The organism is Streptomyces sp. NBC_00358 (genome assembly GCF_036099295.1).
Taxonomy (GTDB): domain Bacteria; phylum Actinomycetota; class Actinomycetes; order Streptomycetales; family Streptomycetaceae; genus Streptomyces.
This window is the reverse complement of record NZ_CP107976.1, coordinates 133,802-151,871: the sequence shown is the minus strand read 5'-3', so window position 1 is coordinate 151,871 and position 18,070 is coordinate 133,802. Positions and strand designations below refer to the sequence as shown.

At 67.1% G+C, this 18,070-nt stretch carries 19 protein-coding genes and 2 pseudogenes; 12 read left to right on the top strand and 9 right to left on the bottom strand.

The annotated features are described in order from the left end of the window. Positions 1–137: 137 nt before the first annotated feature. Together OHT01_RS00755 and OHT01_RS00750 are read left to right on the top strand one after the other, a co-directional pair. A complete protein-coding gene (locus OHT01_RS00755) occupies positions 138–431 on the top strand; it encodes a DUF1330 domain-containing protein (protein WP_328557987.1) in 294 nt (97 codons plus the stop codon). Positions 432–951: 520 nt separating this feature from the next. After that, on the top strand, positions 952–1,599 hold the full coding sequence (locus OHT01_RS00750) for an SIMPL domain-containing protein (protein WP_328551124.1): 648 nt from the start codon (positions 952–954) through the stop codon (positions 1,597–1,599). 585 nt (positions 1,600–2,184) lie between these two features. Here the strand turns inward: OHT01_RS00750 and OHT01_RS00745 are convergent. Then, positions 2,185–2,481 carry a hypothetical protein gene (locus tag OHT01_RS00745; RefSeq protein ID WP_328551123.1) on the bottom strand — a complete coding sequence of 99 codons (297 nt, stop codon included), beginning with the start codon at positions 2,479–2,481 and terminating at the stop codon, positions 2,185–2,187. Positions 2,482–2,669: 188 nt separating this feature from the next. Between OHT01_RS00745 and OHT01_RS00740 the strand changes: the two genes are divergently transcribed. Next, a complete protein-coding gene (locus tag OHT01_RS00740) occupies positions 2,670–3,092 on the top strand; it encodes an HNH/endonuclease VII fold putative polymorphic toxin (RefSeq protein ID WP_328551122.1) in 423 nt (140 codons plus the stop codon). Between the two features lie 82 nt (positions 3,093–3,174). Further along, complete coding sequence (locus OHT01_RS00735) at positions 3,175–3,528, top strand: hypothetical protein (protein WP_328551121.1); 354 nt, start codon at positions 3,175–3,177, stop codon at positions 3,526–3,528. Positions 3,529–3,582: 54 nt separating this feature from the next. Here OHT01_RS00735 and OHT01_RS00730 read toward each other — a convergent pair. Together OHT01_RS00730 and OHT01_RS00725 are read right to left on the bottom strand one after the other, a co-directional pair. Next, positions 3,583–4,353: pseudogene (locus tag OHT01_RS00730) on the bottom strand (transposase). Positions 4,354–4,545: 192 nt separating this feature from the next. Beyond that, the gene (locus OHT01_RS00725) at positions 4,546–4,791 is read right to left on the bottom strand and encodes a DUF3761 domain-containing protein (protein ID WP_328551120.1); all 246 of its coding nucleotides are present in this window, start codon (positions 4,789–4,791) and stop codon (positions 4,546–4,548) included. Between the two features lie 377 nt (positions 4,792–5,168). Here OHT01_RS00725 and OHT01_RS00720 point away from each other — a divergent pair, with 377 nt between their 5' ends. Next, positions 5,169–5,756 carry a hypothetical protein gene (locus OHT01_RS00720; protein ID WP_328551119.1) on the top strand — a complete coding sequence of 196 codons (588 nt, stop codon included), beginning with the start codon at positions 5,169–5,171 and terminating at the stop codon, positions 5,754–5,756. Here the strand turns inward: OHT01_RS00720 and OHT01_RS00715 are convergent. Both OHT01_RS00715 and OHT01_RS00710 read right to left on the bottom strand, forming a co-directional pair. Further along, positions 5,744–6,721: a TolB family protein gene (locus OHT01_RS00715; RefSeq protein WP_328551118.1), complete on the bottom strand. Its 978-nt coding sequence runs from the start codon at positions 6,719–6,721 to the stop codon at positions 5,744–5,746. The two genes, OHT01_RS00720 and OHT01_RS00715, sit on opposite strands and share 13 nt — an antisense overlap. A 216-nt stretch (positions 6,722–6,937) precedes the next feature. Further along, positions 6,938–8,152: an RNA-guided endonuclease InsQ/TnpB family protein gene (locus tag OHT01_RS00710; protein WP_328551117.1), complete on the bottom strand. Its 1,215-nt coding sequence runs from the start codon at positions 8,150–8,152 to the stop codon at positions 6,938–6,940. Positions 8,153–8,200: 48 nt separating this feature from the next. On the opposite strand from OHT01_RS00710, the gene tnpA reads away from it, so the two are divergent. The 3 genes from tnpA to OHT01_RS00695 all read left to right on the top strand — a co-directional run bounded on the left by tnpA (position 8,201) and on the right by OHT01_RS00695 (position 10,429). Further along, a complete protein-coding gene (tnpA, locus tag OHT01_RS00705) occupies positions 8,201–8,629 on the top strand; it encodes an IS200/IS605 family transposase (RefSeq protein ID WP_328551116.1) in 429 nt (142 codons plus the stop codon). 351 nt (positions 8,630–8,980) lie between these two features. Next, positions 8,981–9,565, top strand: coding sequence for a DinB family protein (locus OHT01_RS00700; RefSeq protein WP_328551115.1), 585 nt, complete (start codon positions 8,981–8,983; stop codon positions 9,563–9,565). 46 nt (positions 9,566–9,611) lie between these two features. Next, positions 9,612–10,429 (top strand): IS5 family transposase gene (locus OHT01_RS00695; protein WP_443043505.1). Its coding sequence is split into 2 segments (ribosomal slippage): positions 9,612–9,969 and positions 9,969–10,429, totalling 819 coding nucleotides; the frame shifts between segments, so codons are not numbered across the junction. Between the two features lie 324 nt (positions 10,430–10,753). Here the strand turns inward: OHT01_RS00695 and OHT01_RS00690 are convergent. Then, a complete protein-coding gene (locus OHT01_RS00690; RefSeq protein WP_328551114.1) occupies positions 10,754–11,080 on the bottom strand; it encodes a hypothetical protein in 327 nt (108 codons plus the stop codon). A gap of 339 nt (positions 11,081–11,419) precedes the next feature. On the opposite strand from OHT01_RS00690, the gene OHT01_RS00685 reads away from it, so the two are divergent. From OHT01_RS00685 to OHT01_RS00675, 3 genes and pseudogenes are all read left to right on the top strand, one after another. Continuing rightward, a complete protein-coding gene (locus tag OHT01_RS00685; RefSeq protein WP_328551113.1) occupies positions 11,420–13,117 on the top strand; it encodes a glycoside hydrolase family 27 protein in 1,698 nt (565 codons plus the stop codon). A 375-nt stretch (positions 13,118–13,492) separates the two neighbouring features. Continuing rightward, positions 13,493–14,328, top strand: a pseudogene (locus tag OHT01_RS00680) (IS5 family transposase). A 243-nt stretch (positions 14,329–14,571) separates the two neighbouring features. Next, on the top strand, positions 14,572–14,748 hold the full coding sequence (locus OHT01_RS00675) for a hypothetical protein (protein WP_328551112.1): 177 nt from the start codon (positions 14,572–14,574) through the stop codon (positions 14,746–14,748). 89 nt (positions 14,749–14,837) lie between these two features. Here OHT01_RS00675 and OHT01_RS00670 read toward each other — a convergent pair whose 3' ends face one another. The 3 genes from OHT01_RS00670 to OHT01_RS00660 form a co-directional block, all read right to left on the bottom strand. Continuing rightward, positions 14,838–15,308 (bottom strand): hypothetical protein, encoded by a 471-nt coding sequence (locus OHT01_RS00670; protein ID WP_328551111.1) that lies wholly within the window; start codon positions 15,306–15,308, stop codon positions 14,838–14,840. Positions 15,309–16,216: 908 nt separating this feature from the next. Beyond that, positions 16,217–17,041: a hypothetical protein gene (locus OHT01_RS00665; RefSeq protein ID WP_328551110.1), complete on the bottom strand. Its 825-nt coding sequence runs from the start codon at positions 17,039–17,041 to the stop codon at positions 16,217–16,219. Positions 17,042–17,118: 77 nt separating this feature from the next. Next, complete coding sequence (locus tag OHT01_RS00660; RefSeq protein ID WP_328551109.1) at positions 17,119–17,766, bottom strand: RNA polymerase sigma factor; 648 nt, start codon at positions 17,764–17,766, stop codon at positions 17,119–17,121. Between the two features lie 53 nt (positions 17,767–17,819). On the opposite strand from OHT01_RS00660, the gene OHT01_RS00655 reads away from it, so the two are divergent. Further along, positions 17,820–18,005 (top strand): hypothetical protein, encoded by a 186-nt coding sequence (locus tag OHT01_RS00655; protein WP_328551108.1) that lies wholly within the window; start codon positions 17,820–17,822, stop codon positions 18,003–18,005. The last annotated feature ends 65 nt before the right edge of the window (positions 18,006–18,070 follow it).

Below are 18,070 nucleotides of genomic sequence, written 5' to 3'. Positions count from 1 at the left end.
GGTCTTTCCCTCGACCGCATATCAAGCCCTAACCTGCGCATATGACGATTCAACGACCGCAGTACCCGTCGCTGGGATCGATCGATCTGAGTGCCAATTCGAAGTCGGACGTGGCCGGCCGAATACAGGAGGTCTCCATGGCTAAGGGCTACTGGGTCAGTGTCTACCCCGCCATTTCCGACCCTGAGAGGCTGACTGCCTACGACAAGCTGGCCCGTCCGGCTGTCCAGGCTGGGGGCGGGCGCCTGCTGTCCCGTGGCGGTCAAGTCGTCGCCTACGAGGCCGGGATCACGCAACGCGTCGTTCTGATCGAGTTCGACAGCTTTGAACAGGCCGTCGCGGCATACGAGAGCGAGGCGTACCAGAAGGCGCTGGTGGCCCTCCCCGACGGCGTCGAGCGCGACTTCCGCATCATCGAAGGCATCGACTGACCGGCGGGCCCAGCCATCGCTGAGCATCCGTCACCTGATACGCACACGGTGCTGAAGGACGACTCACGAGACGAGTTCGAGGCCATGCCCCGCGTCCCAGTTCGTCGTCGACGTCCTCGACGGCCTGATCCCTGTCGGGCGGATCGAAGAAGCGACGCGACGTCCGTGCCGGCTGGGCTGTCTCGCTGACCTCGTCGACGAAACTCATCCTCGTCCGAAGTGAACCGCTTCTCTTACGACAGATCGGTCCAGCGAACACGAGGCTTGGATGACAAATGTCGCGGGCGAGCTTGTGCCGGGACTCCTGCACGGTCACCTGCCGGTTCATCTGGCGGCGGTAGGTGTCGTCGACGGGGTCGACCACCGCGAGCATTATGGGGAATCTGTTCTGTCAACCCGACGTGGGCAAGCGAGCTCACAGTGCAGGCTGGTGGGCGGTGGTTCGCTCGATCAGTGACGCGATGTTCGGCGAACCTGAAATCCGCACGTCGCAGATCGCTGACCTGGTTGGATGGGCGGCATGAACGGTACTCAGTCCATAGACGCCCCCTGGGGTATATCCGTGTTCGGTGCGGCAAGCGTGGATGCCACGCCGGATGTTGCCCGACTTCGCGTGGCGATCAACCAGACGAGGCAGAAGCCGGGCGAGTCGTTCGAGGTCACTCGAGGTAGCGTCAACCAGATCCGGGAGGTGCTGCGCGGCCACGGCATTCCGGACACAGCAGTGTCCACATCGCGCCTGGGTCTGAAGTCCTCGTGGAGCTACGGCAATGAGCGCACGTTCCTCGGCTATGAGTGCACAGCCTCATTCGTGATCGAGCTGCGTGATCTGGACATCCTGGAAACGGTACTCGTCGACGTTGTCGAGGCCGGGGCGAACCAGGTCGACGGTGTCGAGTTCGATGTGAGTACCAAGAAGGAACTTCGCGCCCAGGCGCGCACGGCCGCCGTGGCTGCCGCAGGTGAGAAGGCAGCCCTGTATGCAGAGGCCGCCGATGTCCGGCTCGGCCCCGTCATCCACATCAAGGACGTGGACTCCGATCAGTTGCAGAACACCTACCGCGGGCACCGCCAGGCCAGCGGAGCCGGCGGTGAGGGTGATCTCGCCCCCGGCAAGATCAGCGTCACGGCGGGAGTGGTGATCGGCTTCTCGATCACCGGTGGCTGACGACCCGTATTGGTCTGGTGCCTGGTCTTGAGCGCGTCCGGGCACCAGACCGCCTGTCTGCGGAGTGGAAGGACGGCTGGCCCGACGTCGGCCCGGTTGCTAACCTGACTCGCCGTCACCCTGCTTGAACAGCGAAAAAAGGACATGCCGCGCGACCGGCCCGTGACCTGTGGCTGCTCGTCAACCATCGACCTCACTGGCGGTCCGTGCCTCACGTTCCTGGCCTCCCGGCTGCTGTGCAGCAAGAGATCGCTCAGATCGAGATACGGACGACCGCGCATTGGGCGAGCGTTGGTCTGTGGTCTGGAGCCGTGGCGGAAGCCATGTCTGGTTGGACCCGCTCCGCCAGTGACCCTGTCCAACGACACTTCCGTCCCTGTGCTTGCTGTGGCCGCAGCAGCCGCGGGCTCCTGGAGGAAGTCCTCGGCATGCTCCTGGCCCCGGCCGCCCGCGCTCTGGAACGTCTGATCGAACCGCTGGACGAAGGCTTTCGGGCTCGCAGCCTGCCGAACCCCCTGACGTCGGAGGATCTCCCCTGGTGGGCGCGCAGAGCCTGACTCACCGACATGATGTGCAGGCCCCGCCTCACGCGCGGTCCGCTGTCGACGAGCTGGCTCCGGTACTCGTTCCCACGATCGGCAGCAGTGTGGTGGCGGCGGGGAGACCAAGCTCGCGGGGCGTTGGCCCGGCCGGAGTCGGCACGTTGGTGAGCCGTTCGAGCAGGTGGTCGAGGGCGGCTTTGACCGTCCTCGACGGCGGCCTGCTCGTCGTCGGTGGGGTGCTGGAGCTCAGCATGCGCTGTAGGTGCTCCTTCGGCTCCAGCAGTTGAGCCTTGCTCGATCCCTTCGGGGTGTCCGCGTACTTCTCTCTGTGCACCGCCAAGTACAGAGTTATGTGTACCGAGGTGGCTCTCGTTCCGTGGCCTGGCTCAGTCCCGTAGCGTCTTTTCTCTCAAGAGTTGGAGAGCGGTGAAGGGGATCTCTTGGAAGAGAACGAAGCACGGAGACGTGCAGAAGAGTTCGGCCGAACTCTGACCGACCGCTGGGACGAGTGGGCCTTCAACTCGGCCTGTGGGCGACCCCGGCCGTCACGGGCATCTATGGCTTCATCTGGTATCCCACGGCGAAAGACGAACAAGGGAGCCAGATCCGCATCGGGGGAACTGGCCCATCCTGGTTCGCCAATGGACGGTCGGCGGGGACAGCACTCGAGGCAACTCCCCGAACTACGTGTACAAACGTTGGGACCCTTCAATCACGAAGTCTGACTACAACCCCAGAGGCTCGTGGGGTCGCTACTATCAGTACGAGACACCGCACGGCATGCGTGTCATCGCCGAGCACACCGCTGATCCCAATGCGCCGCTTTCACATTTCCATGCCGGAACTCCGCAGGCGGGCGAGCCTGCAGATGTGAACATGACCGGAAAGATCTACAAAGAATTGCAACCGAAGCGCCATCTCTACTACGAACAGGGCAAATGCGGTGGTTAGCGAGTTGCAGCGTGTGCTGAGGGAGCGTCGAGAGCGCCAGGAACTGGATCGCATACTGGGTGATGCCTCAGAGGTCGTCACCATGCACACGCTGTCCTCCGCGAGTGTGTCCGAGCGCGTCATGGAAGCCGTGCGCGGTTTCTGGGACATGTCCACTGAACCGGATGCGACACTGAGCGACGAGGTTTCCCAGGAAACTCTGGACGCCTGGGTGGAGGAGTTCCTTCTTTCGCACGGCTTCCACACGTCGGCCTTCCTGTATACGGAACTGGAACTCGCCCCTTGGATCGAATTCAGCCTGCCGCAGGCCTGGTTCTCTTCGATCCGGCAGGCGAGGAACACCCCATGGGTGTTCCTCGCGCATGACCTCGGCACAGTGGCCGCGGTCAGCGAGCAGGAGTACCGGTTCGAATTCTTCGTCGCGCGTGTGGCCTAAGCGTTGCGCCGTAAATGACTTCGGGTATGCCTGCTGACCTGGCCGTCTGCTTTGTCATCCGGCGAGGGTGAGGTTGTGCAGGCGGGCGATGCCGAGCATGCCGGGGTGGTGGACGCCGTCGCCTTTGAGGCGGCAGTCGCGGAGGATCTTCCAGGTCTTCATGCGGGCGAAGGAGTGCTCGACGCGGGCGCGGACCTTGCGGTGCGAGCGATTGTGTTCCTCCTTCCAGATCGGCAGTTCCGCCTGGCCGCGTTCGCGGCGGAATGAGCAGGCCGGTACCGCAGGAACCACCATCGGCGATCACCGTCGTGCGGACGACGGCAGCTTTCGCTCCGGACAGCTCCCATGCCTTGCAGTCGTTGCGTTTGCCCGGCAGCGGCCGGCCGACCCCAACGACCAGCCCGGGTGTCGGCGTCGATGACGACCTGGTGGTTGGTCGAGTACCGGTAGCTCTTCGACTGCTCGGCAACCTGATGGTCACGGGTGGGGACCAAGGTGCCGTCCACGATCAGCACGGTGTCCTTGCGGAACCGTTTGCCGGGCTGCAGAGCCAACGCCTGGCCGAGGTGGTCGACGATCCGGTCGGCCCGCCGACTTCGACACCCCCAACAGCAGCGCCAGTTGGCGCAAGGTGAGGTTGGTCCGCCAGTACGCGGCGACCAGCAGCACCCGGCCCTCCAGCAGCAGGCCCCACGGCCGGCCCTTGCGCACGGGATCCGCACCCTCGCGACGCAACGCGGTGATCAGCTTGCCGAACTGACGCGGACCCAGCCCGGCGAACGGGGCGATCCAGGATGACTCCGACGCCGTGATCACACCAGCCACAACACAATCATCTCTCCGTGACCAGCAGTTACGCGACAAGGCTTAGGCATGACACCGGCGATCACGCCGGTGTGCCACCGACCTGCGTCGTATCTCAGGCGCCCACCGGGGCGGGCACAAAAAGGAGTGAACGCGAGAGCTGGCGACGCGTCCGCCTGCGGCAGAGCGGGGCAGAGGCGTTCGCCTGTCTGCTTACCGGTACCAGTACTTGACGCCTCGGTGATGGGAGCAGGTGCCCTGGAAGTGGGCGCTGTAGGAGTAGGTGCCGTCCTTGCATTTCGCTGTCGCCCCGCGCGGATGGGGCGAGTTCGCCTTGCAGACGCCCGTGGTGTGCCGGGCACACGACACAGCGGCGGCATCGGTGGCCACGGCCACGGGTGTCAGCAGTGCACCTGCCATGACGGCCGCAGCGACTGCGCCCCGGAATCTGGTCAGCATGATGTTCCCCCTCAGTGGTTCGGAGTCGTGATCATGTACCGCCGGGCGGCCCACTCGGTGTGATCCCGCCCTCTGATCGCCGGGTCGTGACCGTCGTGGCCGGTCCGTCACGGTACGTTCGACCCGCACGGACATCCGTACGGCAGTGCGACCCAGGAGGCCTGCTCGTGCCCGGGCGCGAGCAGGCGTCGGAGCCTTCGGTCTCGGCCCATGGGCCGTCCTCATCTCGCCATCGAAGCGGCACTGCAGCGCCGGCCTCGACCGAGACGGTCATGCCGGCCTCGTCGTGTTTCCTCCGGCGAGGTCAGTTCCGGCGGATGGTCGCGGTGGGGCGGTGGTGTGGTTCAACATGGGGTGTGCGATTTGATTCCGTTCCCATGCCGGCGACCGTCGAGGCCAGACCTCGTGACGGCCGCGGCTATCCCGTGCCCGCCATCACCCCCTGGGAGGGCGACGAGCCCCAGTTCGCGCTCACGGACTACGGGCGCAGCGTCGAGTGTGCGCGGCAGCGGCTGTGCTCGGTCTGCAACACCCTGATGCCCAGAGGACCGGTGTGGCGGGTGGTCGGCGCCGCGGAGAGTGCCGCGATCCGCGAGGCGCTCGCTGCCGGGCGGCCGTACCGCAACATGGCGGCGACCCTGGAGGCTCCGGGGCACCGCGCGTGCATGCTCTACGCCTCGATGGTCTGCCCGTATCTGGCGCGCCCCAACGCGCGGCGGGGGTTGACGGCACAGAGCCCGGACGACATGACCGCGCATGTCGTCCGGGGCACTGTTCGTGGGGACATGGGTGCCGTGGTCGGGTACGGCGACTACGAGTTCGCCGTCACCAAGGCCCAGGTCCTGTTCCGTTTTCTCGATGTGGTCGAGCACCTGCCGCATGACACGGCCGACCAGCACCTGCCGGAGCTTCAGGCCGAACTCGCCCGCTCCGGCGGCCGGTTGGGCGGCAGTCAGCCGCGGTAGGCGGGCAAGCCGGTGTGGCTGGATGCCTTGACGGGCTTGCCGAAGCCGTGGGCGGTCTTCGTGATGGTGTACGTACCGGTGGGGGCACGGAAGGCGATGGTCTTGCCGTCGGGCGACCAGGTGGGCTCGGTGTAGTCGGTGGTGGCGTTGGGGGTGACGTCCTTGACGACGTTGGTGGAGCCGCCGAAGTCCTCGACGAAGAGGTGGTCGTGCCCGTGGACGGAGCGGACGAATACGACCTCCTCGTTGTCGGGGGAGAGCGCGGGCTCGGAACCCTTGGTCAGCGCGCTGCCCTGCTGACGGATGTAGTCGTCGCGGATGTAGACCTCGCCAGTGTGGGTGTTCTCGTAGACGGAAGTCCCGTACTTCCCGCCGACGTTGGGCCAGGCGTTGCCCGTCTGCGGAAGGTTGCCGCTGCCCGCTTCACCGTTCAGGCTGATCCGGGCTGGCCTGCCATGGTCGCTGGTGGCCTTGACACCCTCCAGCACGGTGCTGCCGTGGATCTTGGCGGTGAACAGGAGGTTGTTCTTCGCCGGGATCTGATTCGACCTGTCGACCGCGGTGACCTGCCAGGTGGGGTGCGACCAGGTCTGCCCACCGGGGTTGGCTGCGACGGTCACCCGGTGGGTGCCGTCGGCGTTGGCGACGTCCAGGTTGCCGTGACCGTCGATGAAGGCGGCCTTGGTACCGCTGGGATTCCAGGCCAGGTCACGGACGATGGTGCCGAAGTCGATCGACCTGCCGTTGACCAGGACCTGGCGGGTGCCGTCGCTGACGGTCAGGCCCCTGGGCACGGTGAGCGTGTGGGCGGACGCGGCGGCGGCGACCATCGCGGCGCTGCCCCTGGCATCGCCGCTGGAGGACGGAGCGGCCATCGCGGTGGCGGCCGCGCCGCTCAGCGTGAGCAGCGCCGCGGCGCCGACGGTGAGGCCGGTTGCGGTGCTCCGACGGGTACGAGCGGACATCGAGGTTCCCCCAGGACTATGGATGACGCTGCGACTGAAGTCTCGCGGGAGCGGACCACCGTTTATGCGGGATCTGAACCGGTCCGTTCGGCATGCCGCCCCTTCGCGATGAGAGAAGTCTTCCGGCAGAGCATGTCGAAGCCGTGCGTCAGCTGTCACAGCTGTGCAATAGCGGGTCACGTGACTCCTCTCCCGGCTGAAGTCGGGGGCTTCTCGCTATGCCAGGTTGGCGTTGCGACGGACCAGCCCGGCCCGTAGAACGTTGAGTGCTGCCACTGTGTCGGCGTGCGCAATGTGTCCGCAGGCGATGCAGTGGAACGTTTCCTGTGTGGGCCGGTTCTCCTTGGCGGTGTGCCCGCAGTGGGGGCAGGTGCGGGAGGTGTTGCGGGGGTCGACGGCGATCACTTCTCGTCCGGCGCTTTCAGCCTTGGCGTGCAGGATCGTCAGGAACACCCCCCAACCGGCATCGTTGATCGACTTGTTGAGTCCGGCCTTGGCGGCTGCCCCGTTGGGCAGGAACGCGCCTGTCTGGTCGGGGTCGGGTTTCGATGCGGGGGCCCTGCTCATGTTGCGGATCTTGAGGTCTTCGTGCGCGATGACGTCGTGTGTGCGGACCAGGTGGAGGGCGGTCTTGTGCGCGTGGTCCAGCCGTTGGCGGCGGACCTTGCCGTGGAGCTGGGCAACTTTCTCCACGGCGCGCCGGTGGTTGGCGGTGCGGTCTTTGGCCTTGCGGCGGGGGAACCGGGACAGGGCCTGCTGTGCGGCTTGGAGCTTGGCGGCCGCGCGGCGGCCGTGGCGCGGGTTGGGTACGAAGGCGCCGCCCGAGTCGGCGAGGAAGTTCGCGATGCCCAGGTCGATCCCGACCACGCTGCCGGTCGCGGGCAGTGGCCTTGGCTGTTCCTGCTCGACAGTCAGGACGACGAACCACTTACGGCCCTCACGCTTGACGGAGACGGTTTTGACCCTGCCGGACACCGGGCGGTGCTGGTGGACCTTCACCTGCCCGACGCCCTGGAGGCGGACCCGGGTGACCGGGTCATGCGGAGTGGGGTCCCAGCGGCAGCCGTCCCCGTCCCTGGGGAAGTCCACCGTGTCGAACCAGCTCACCCCGCGAAAGCGCGGGTAACCGGGCGTCTGTCCAGCCTTGACGCGGCGGAAGAACGCCTGCATCGCCTTGTCCAGGCGGCGCAAGGTGGCCTGCTGCGAGGAGAACGACCAGCGGCCCTGACGCTCCGGGTCGAACGCCCGGATCTCCTTCAGTTGCGCGGACTGCATCCCGTACCTGACGGTGCTCCTCGAGACGTGCCGCCAGGCGTCACGGCGTTCCTGCAACGCCGCGTTGTAGAGGGAGCAGTGGTCGCGCAGCATCTCGGCGAGCGCCTGACCTTGGCGGACGGTGGGCCGCAGCAGGAATTTGTACGCACGGATCATCCAGCCCACCCCCCTCCGGTCGACTACCGTTGATTCTACACTTGGCGTATGTCACCGCGGTGGGAACCGGATCCCGATGTCCGACGAGGAAATCATGTCGTTTTCAACCTCCACGCACATTTGGTGTTCGTCACGAAGTACCGGCGGGAGATCTTCGACGGCGAGATGCTGACGCGCTGCGAGGAGATCATGCGCGATGTGTGCGAGAGCTTCGGCGCGCAACTGCGGGAGTTCAACGGCGAAGGCGATCACGTCCACCTGCTCGTGCACTACCCGCCGAAGATCGCCCTGTCCAAGCTCGTCAACAGCCTCAAAGGCGTCAGCTCCCGCTACCTGCGCGCGGAGTACACCGGCCGGATCAACCGGATCGGGACCGGCTCGGTGTTCTGGTCCCCGTCCTACTTCGTGGGGTCCTGCGGCGGCGCACCGCTGAGCATCGTCAAGGACTACATCGAGAACCAGAAGCGCCCGGGATGACCGTCACCCCACAAGCGTAGTGATCTCCGGCACTTCGCGCCTCCAGGCCAAGGATCGCATTCCCGCCCGGCCTGAAGGCCGGGATCCCCTGCGAAGAACAAGGGATGGAATGAAGAAGCGCCAGCCGGACCACGGCAACCCCGGGACCGCCCGGCCGAGTGATCAAGTTCGACCCGCTGTTCGACGACGGACGTTGAAGATTGAGCTAGGAGGCTGTCTCACGTGGCAGGTTCCGCGAGCTTCTTGAGCAGCTCAGGGCGGTGGCCATGGCCAGGCTTCGGCTCTGCCGGTCCTCGCGGTCCACGTACGGGATCTTGAGGCCACGAGTATCCCATGGCAGGCTCATGCCGCATGATCGATGAATTCGCGAAGGGCAACCTGCACGGGAGACTGCGGCGGGACCGCAAGGCGCTGCTCTGGAAACTCGACGGCCTGTCCGAATACGACGCCCGCCGACCTTTGACCGTGACCGGGACCAACCTCCTGGGCCTGGTCAAACACGTGGCCGGCGTCGAGGCCAGGTACTTCGGCGAGGTCTTCGACCGGCCGTCCCCGGAACCGCTGCCCCGGTGGCAGGACCACGACGGCAGCGATCTGTGGGCGGCTGAGGACGAGGCGCGCGATCAGATCATCGAGTCCTACCGGCGCACGTGGGAACACTCAGACGCAACGATCGACGAGCTTGCCCTCGATGCCCCCGGCCACGTGCCGTGGTGGCCGGAGCCTTATACCAACACGAACCTGTTCGCCATCCTGGTCCACGTCCTCGGCGAGACAAACCGGCATGCGGGGCACGCCGACATTCTGCGCGAAGGGGTGGACGGCCGAACCGGGATGCGTCCCGAACACGAGATGCAGATCGATGAGGACGCCCGCACCGCCTACTGCGCGAAGATCGAGCAGGCCGCCAGATCGGCCTCATCAGTCAGGGCGTAGGGGGCTGTCCCGCGTGACTTGATGTTCGAGCGGCATGCTGCCGGCCGTGAGTTCTGATCTGTCGAAGCGTCTGGTTCCTGATGAGCCCTGGGAGCTGGGCGTCCCGCTCTTGCCGTCGTTCGCGGCTCGACCGCAAGGCGCCGGGACTGCTCCGCGTGCCGAGCGGGCCGTGTTCACCGCAGTGGTGTACGTGCTGACCAGCGGCTGTGCCTGGAGGCATCTGCCGCCGACGTTCGGCACGTCCTCCGCCACCGCGCATCGCCGCCTCACGGCATGGACCGAGGTCGGCCTGTGGCGTCGGCTGCATCGGGCGGTGCTGGACGAACTCGGGGTCCGGGGCGAGGTGGACTGGATCCCGGGGATCGTCGACGCGGCTTCCGTTCGCGCCAAAAAGGGGGATCGCTGACGGGGCCGAATCCGGTCGATCGCGGCAAGAAGGGCAGCAAGCTGCACGTGCTGTCCGAGGCCCAGGGCATCCCGCTCGCCCTCGCCGTGTCAGGTGCGAACATGCACGGCAGTCTCGCCCTCAAGCCGCACATCCTCGGCAGCCCCGCCGTCCGGTCCCGCCGGGGACCAAGGCGGCGCCGACCCGTCAAACTCCGTGCGGTTAAGGCGTACTTCTCCGCCGACCCCCTCAGATGGCTGCGCGAACGTGGACTCGTCGCGCGCATCGCGCGGCCAGGCATCGAGTCCGGCGAACGCCTTGGTCGGCACCGCTGGAAGATCGAGCGGTCGATCGCTTGGCTCTTCGGCCACCGCCGCCTGACCATCCGATACGAACGAAAGGGCTCGCACTTCCTCGCCCTCCTCGGCCTGGCCGCTGCTCTGACCTGCTACAAGAAGCTCGCGAAACTTGCCACGTGAGACGCCCTCCAACTAAAGCTTGGCCGTAAATGATCTCTGACTGGGTGTGGAGGTGATCGGCGCCGACCCGGCTGCCGGTCTGTCCGGCGAGGTTGAGGTTGTACCGTCCGCTGGGCACCCGCCACCCCGGGCACCGGGCGCCGCGCCATGCTGGGACCGGAAGCTGGCCGCCGACCCGCCCACGCCTTCAGGGCGGTGTCGTCTATGGGGGGCGTCGAGGGTGTCAGGCCGGTCTTGCAGGCGCTTGAGCCGGTTGCGGACGAGGGCCTTGAGTCGGTCGAGGGCGACGACGGCGAGGTTGGTCAGGCTGCGCTTGACGTGAGCTCAGACCCGCTCGGCGGGGTTGAGGTCGGGCGAGTGGGCAGGCGGCAGGAATACCGTGAGCCATGCAGGCTCGGTAATCACCTCGCGTACGGCGTGGGAGACGTGGGTGTTCAGGCGGTCCCTGACCGGCGCGATCGGTGCCCGGATGAGCCGGTGGGGGAGGACGTACGCGAGCGCGCCGCGCAGCCGTCCCTGCTCCGCTCCGGCCGGAGAATCGAGTTCCCTGCCGACGGCCGGGGTGCGGTCGTGAGCGGTCTGCGCGGCGCGCAGTGTTCGCCTTGCGGCGCGCGGTGTTCGCCGGTCCGGGCGCCCAGCCGGGAACTCCATGACAGGCAGATATGGAGGACGGTGAGGACGACCGGCCACAGCAGGAGCCGACTGCTGTCCCCGCTGCTCACGGCCTGGTCGACGACGACGCCGATGAACACCGGCACCAGAGTTTCGCTCCGGTTGCTGTGTACACCCTTGACGGGGCCTGTGTGGACTGCGACGGTATGCCCCGGCATTCGCACAGAATCCAAAACTTTCCACCCTTACCCATCATGCGTCTTTGTCATCCCCTTCGGCTGTTCCTCCACCTGACACGGAGTCACTCAAGTCTGTCCGCGAGGCTGAGTGCCCATCGGGTAGCCCCCCATCCGAAAGAAGGACAACGTGCGCCTCCGCATGCCCCGCACGCTCCACATGGCCCGCACACTCCGGACACGCCGCGTACTCCACCCTGAGTACGTCCCGGCCCGCACCGGCAGCCGCCGTAACCCCGCCCGTAGACGCACCGGTACCGCGGTCGGCACCGTCCTGGCCCTGTTCGCGGTGTCAGCCGCCTGGGTCATGGGCGCCGCACCAGAGGCCGGCGCGTTACCCAATGGGCTGGCCCTGACCCCGCCGATGGGCTGGAACAGCTGGAACAAGTTCGGATGCAACGTCACCGAGCAGAAGGTCGAATCCGTCGCCGACTACCTGGTCTCCTCCGGGCTGGCCGCGGCCGGCTACACCTACGTCGACATCGACGACTGCTGGATGGCCGGCAGCCGCGACTCCGCCGGCCGCCTCGTGCCGGACCCCGTCAAGTTCCCGGACGGCATCAGCGGCACCGCTGCGTACGTGCACGGCAAGGGCCTGAAGCTGGGCATCTACGAGAGCGCGGGCACGAAGACCTGCGCCGGCTACCCCGGCAGCCTCGGCCACGAGCAGACCGACGCGAACAGCTTCGCCTCCTGGGGCGTGGACCTGCTCAAGTACGACAACTGCAACGACGACGGGACCTCGGCCCAGCGGCGCGACACCACCATGCGCGACGCCCTGGCCGGCAGCGGCCGCGCCATTGTGTTCAGCCTGTGCGAGTGGGGCGTGGACAACGTGTGGACGTGGGGCGCGGGCGTGGGCAACATGTGGCGCACCACCGGCGACATCAACGACAGCTACGGCTCCCTGCTGTCGATCTTTCACGCCAACGTCAAGCTGGCGCAGTACGCCGGCCCCGGTGGCTGGAATGATCCCGACATGCTGGAGGTCGGCAACGGCGGCATGTCGTTCACCGAGGACCGCAGCGAGTTCAGTCTCTGGGCCGAGATGGCGGCCCCGCTGATCACGGGCAACGACCTGCCCAACTCCACTGCCGCCACAGCGTCCATCCTCGGGGACCGGGACGTCGTCGCGGTCGACCAGGACGCGCTCGGCAAGCAGGGGGTGCAGGTATCCTCCGCTGGAGGCCTGGACGTACTGGCCAAGCCGCTGGCCGGCGGGGACGTGTCGGTGGCGTTGTTCAACGAGAACTCCGCCGCGGCCACCATCTCCACGACCGCGTCGGCGGTCGGTCTGCCCGCCTCGTCCAACGGCTACAGCCTGGACAACCTGTGGTCGCATGTGAAGACCACCACCAGCGGGGCGATCTCGGCCACGGTGCCCGGCCACGGCACGGTCCTGTTCCGGGTGTCCACCGGCTCGGCCACCAGCACCGGCAGCACGCACGCCCTCGTCGGTGCTTCCTCCGGCCGCTGCCTCGAGGCGTTCGACAACCAGACCGCGCCCGGCACGAAGATCGAGATCTGGGACTGCAACGGCGGCGCCAACCAGAAGGCCACCCTGACCGCGGCCGGTGAACTGCGGCTCTATGGGGGCACGCAGTGCCTGGATGCCACAGGCGCCGCGACCACCGCGGGCACCAAGGCCGAGCTGTGGACCTGCAACGGCGGCACGAACCAGCAGTGGCGCCTGAACGCCGACGGCACGATCACCGGCGTCCAGTCCGGCCTGTGCCTCGACGTCACCGGCGGCGACCAGCCGGCCGGCAACGTCAACGGCACGCAGCTGGAGCTGTGGAACTGCAATGGCGGCGCCAACCAGCAGTGGCGCCTGAGCTGAACGAACCGGGGCACACCAATGCCCCTCGAAGGTCGCGGCCCGACGGCCTGGATCCGACGCCCACGAACGCGATCTGGACCGTCAGGCCCGCGACCCGGCAGGTCTCCTTCACGACCACCGCCCGCTACATCCGCCCCTACCAGGGCGCCGCCGCTCTCCACCCGGCGCCCCTCGACTTCAAACCGCAGTACTCAGCACTGAGGACCTCGTTCCTCAGCTCGACTCGCGGACCGCCTCGGCGCGCACCCCGCCACCCGCTTCCCGGACCTCTGAGAGGGCGGTATGCGACTTGATGTCGCATCTGTCGTAGCTGGAACGTGTGGGGCCGCAGCGTCCACGCTGACCAGCGAACTCGGCCGTGCTGGAGTGTCTCCCGTGAGCGACCGCCAGTCCTGCAAGAGCGACTTATCCGACGAGCGCTGGGCCCTGATCGAGCCCGTAATCAGCGCCCGGAAGGCCCGACACCGCTCCGTCAGCGGCCACCGGGGCAACTACGACATGCGGGAGATCGTCAACGCCCTGCTGTACCAGTCCCGCACCGGATGCCAGTGGGACTACCTCCCCCACGACCTGCCTCCCGCCGGCGCCGTGAAGTACTACTTCTACAAGCGGCGCGACGACGGCACCGACCAGACCATCCACGACCTTCTACGCTGGCAGGTCCGGGAGAAGAAGGGCCGATTAGCCGACCCCAGCCTGGTGGTGCTCGACACCCAGAGCCTGCACGCCGCCGCCGGAGTCCCGGCCAAAACCACCGGACGGGACGCGAACAAGAAGGTGCCCGGCCGCAAGCGCGGACTGGCCGTCGACGTGCTGGGCCTGTTGATCGCGGTGGTGGTACTGGCCGCCTCCGTCCACGACAACGCCGCCGGCATCGCTCTGCTCGACAGGGTGGCGGCCAGAACCGAGCCGGGCACCGTGAAGAAGGCCCTGGTGGACCAGGGGTTCAAGAACGCCGTCGCCGACCACGGGGCGAAGCTGGCATCGAGGTCGAAGTCGTGAAGCGCAATCCCGGCGACACCGGGTTCGTCCCGCAGCCCAAGAGATGGGTGGTGGAGCAGGCGAACGGGATCTTGATGCTGCACCGCAGGCTGGTACGTGACTACGAGTATCGGCCCACCTCGGCCGAGTCGAGGGTGTACTGGGCCATAAGCGACCGCATGTCGAGGATGCTGACCGGGACCTCCGCCCCCACCTGGCGCGGCGCATGACCGGCGGAGATCTGACCTTGGGGGCGGTGCTGGCGCGCCTGGCGGAGCGGGAGCGGGAGATCGCCGCGCAGGCCGAGACGGCCCGGGAGAAGATCGCCGAGCTGACCGCGCTGCTGGACGGGCTCGGCAGGGTCACCGAGGAGATCCGGATCACCCGCAAGACGCTGCTCGAGCTGCCCGATCCGCGGCCGCCCGCGCCGCCGACCCGCGAAGCTCCCGGACCATCCCGCTTACCACCAGATCATGGCAGTGTTCGCCACACCCGACGCCCCGCTGCGGGCGCGAGCGGTGTGCGAGGCGATGGACGTGGAGATCGAGCCCAACAACATCAACAGCGTCCGTCTGAAGCTCAAGTGGTTGGTCGAACGGGGAATCCTGGTCGAGACCGAGCAGGGCTCGTTCACCCAGCCGCGGCCATAGCCGCCCAGCGAACCTGCGGCCTGGCTGATCGCCTCAAACGAAAGGGCAACACAGGCGCCAACTTCACATAGCGCCCTCTGAGTTGCCGATCAGTCGATGCGGTCGCTCAGGCCCAGCACCTTCGGGTCGTCGCTGGGGAAGTTCCCGGGCATGCCCGGTACGTCGATGGTGCGCCCGTACACGCCGGCCAGGAACTCGACGGCACCGACTGGGAACTCGATCCAGTCGGCGTTGTCCGTGCGGACGACCACCGGCCATGCCTCCGGATCCGCAGGGCTCGTCCTCCAGTAGACAGTGTCCCCCGAATTGGACGACGCCCAGGAGATCAGGCCCCCCGGCTGCGGGTAAGGGACGTAGTCCTCGGTGTCGCCCATCTCGTACAGATCCTGAAGGATCTCGTCGTCCCTGGACGCGGACGCCCATGGCGCCTCGGCGCCGGGAGCCGGAAGGGACACCATGAGGAAATCATCGATGACAAGCACCGGGTACGCCTCCGCCAGAGAGCGGAAGTCCGAGGGCACCGCCGTGCCGAGGCCCGCCTCGAGGGCGGCCCAGTCCATGCCGCGTCCGCCTGGCACACGCCACCGTGTCATCGAAGGAAGCGCGGCCTCCAGCTCTTCGACCCTCACCATGTCGTCTGCCAATCCGGGGAGTTCTCGACCAGGACGGTCTCGAACAGTACTCCGTCCTCGATGCGGGCGGACACGGCGACATAACTGCTCAAAGAGTCACGAACTGTCCTCTCAGGGCTCCTGGCCGGAGTGCCTGGTGCGCGATGGTGAGAGCGCGTGCTGCATCGCCACGCTTCTACCGGCGTCCGCCCTCCCTTGTCCGCCATCGACCGTCCGTGCACGTGCACCCTTCACCGGCAAGGCAGGCGCCGTGTCACACGGCGATCTCGGCTTTCCCATGATCAGTTGCCCCCACCTGCAACCCTGCCGAGGCCGTCGGCGCCCCCTCGTCTGCCGCTTCCCCGCCTGCCCACCGGCTGACCGCCGGGCGGGTGGGCCGGGGCCTTCATCGCGTAGGCGAGGAAGGCGAGGTCGGCAGTGGTCCGGGAACCGGTCCGGTGACCCGCTCCGGTGCTTTCGGCCGGGGCGGTGGTGGTACGCGGCATCGGTCGGCAGGCCTGTCGCCGCCGTCTTCGACAGCGGTGAGCAGCCGTCGTAGCCGGACTGCAGGTGGCTGAGAAGCCTCTCCAGATGGGCTGTCAGGTTCTTGTTACGCCGTAGTCCGTGGATCCGCTCGATAGGCAGCTCGCGCCAGTTGCTGCCGAGAGCGCCGGCGCCCGCCCGATCTGCACGGCACTCGACGATCTTCGCTCCAGGCCGTAGGCATACCGAGACCGACGACCGTCTACTTGCGGGAACGCCTGTCGATCTGGGCGAGCTCATCCTCAGCGCCGGCGAGACAGGCGCGTAGTCCTTCGGCTTCGCCGGGCAGCAATAAGGTCGACCGAATGGCCGATTCACCGGTTGTTGGTGAACTGCGGGTCCTTCTCCTGGTTGTAGATTTCCTCACCGGATGCGTTGTAGGCATGGACGTAGGGGCTCGGGCCCGCATAGTGCGAGCCGGGGTTGTCGACGGAGAGAGCCGCCGCGTAGACGAACGCGCCGCCTGCCATGACAGCCGGGTACTGCTTCGGATTATCGCCGTAGCTGATGGCGACCTTGGCAATGTTGGATGTGTAATGCCCGGCGCCCAACATGAGATATCGCCCCTTGCCGGTGGCCTCGCTAATGGAGTCGAAATACTCGATCGTACGACCGGTGCCCCACAGGCGATTGTTGATGAACGTGGGCGGGGAATCCTGGCTGTTGCCCTTGTCGCCCTTCGATTGGCATTGCACGTACTGATCGGCGGAGTTGACGGCGACGACCACACCGTCCCCGTCCCGCGAGGCGATGGGAGCGCGGGCCGCGACCACCGCGTGGTAGTTCGAGGCATCCGAGCCCAGGCAGGAGGCCAGGATCTTGGCGACGGTCCCCGCGTCGATCGGGCTCGTCGTCCCGCTGGTGACGGCGAACGCGTCCGGGGTGGAAGCCGTGCGAGTCGATGACGGTGTCGACCCGGCTCCGGCCGACGTGGAGCCACGTGTTGTGATCGGACTCGGTGGTGCGGCGACGCTCGTCGGGTTTCCGGCAGGACCGGCGAGAAGCGGCTTGGCATCCCCTACCCCGCTGAAGACGGCCACGGCCGTGACGCTCACCGCCGCGACGCCGGTGGCAACACCCAGCGGCACTGCCCACCTGCGTCGCAGCGGGGCACGGTTGTCCTCTGGATCGATCTTCATCAGTAGCTCCTCTCGGGTCCGCCGGTGGTTCGGCAGATCACGATCGGAAGGAGCCGCGGGAATGCCCGGCATGTCATTCATCGTGCGACCTCTTCCGCGTTGACGGGACTCCTCGAACTGAATGACGCCGGAACCGTGGATCTGCCGACGAGGTCGGCCCCCAGCCTCCGCCGCGCCCGGTGCAGTCTGGACTTCACGGTCCCGACCGCCACCTCCAGCGCTGCCGCAGCCGCCTGCTGATCCAGGCCCGACCAGACGCAGAGCTCGATGACCTCGCGTTCGTGGCGCGGCAGCCGAGCCAGCGCCCGGTGGATCTCCGACATACGACGCGCGTCGTCGACCAGGACGGCGACGCGGTCCGCGTGGTCGCCCACCGACTCGTCGTGCGAGACGAGCCGGCGCAGCAACGCCTCGGCCCGCCTCAGCCGCCGCCTGGTGTTCGACAGCAGGCGGTCGGCGATGCCCAGCAACCACGGCAGGGCCGAGTCGCGGTCCAGCGCCGTCTCCGATCGCCGACGCCAGGCATGCAAGAACACGGTCGACGTGAGGTCTTCGGCCTCGGACCAGTCGGCCGTCCGCCGGAACAGGTGGTTGTAGACGGTCTTCCCGTGACGGTCGAAGATCCGACCGAACGCCTCCCGGTCGCCGTCGACGGCCCTCGCCCACAGTTCTCGATCAGATATCCCTCCGACCTGTACGGCGGGACCAGCGTCATTCAGTTCCATGCCCTATACGTGTCCGGCAACCGGCCAAAGGTTCCCGCTGAACCAGATCCGCTTTGACGGACTCGGATCCAACCGGCCAGAGCGACGGTGCCGGTTGGAGGCGGACGGCGCTGCCCCTGCTGCCGGAGGAGTGGTCGCCCGAACTGATCGTCGGGCACCTGCGTCTGCATCACGGGGACGACCCGCGGACGCAGATCACCCACGAGACGATCCACCGGACGATCCACACCACCCGCTGACAGGTGGTCCCCCGCGAACTGTGCAGGCGCGTTCGAACCGGGCGCCCGATCCGGAAGAACAAGCG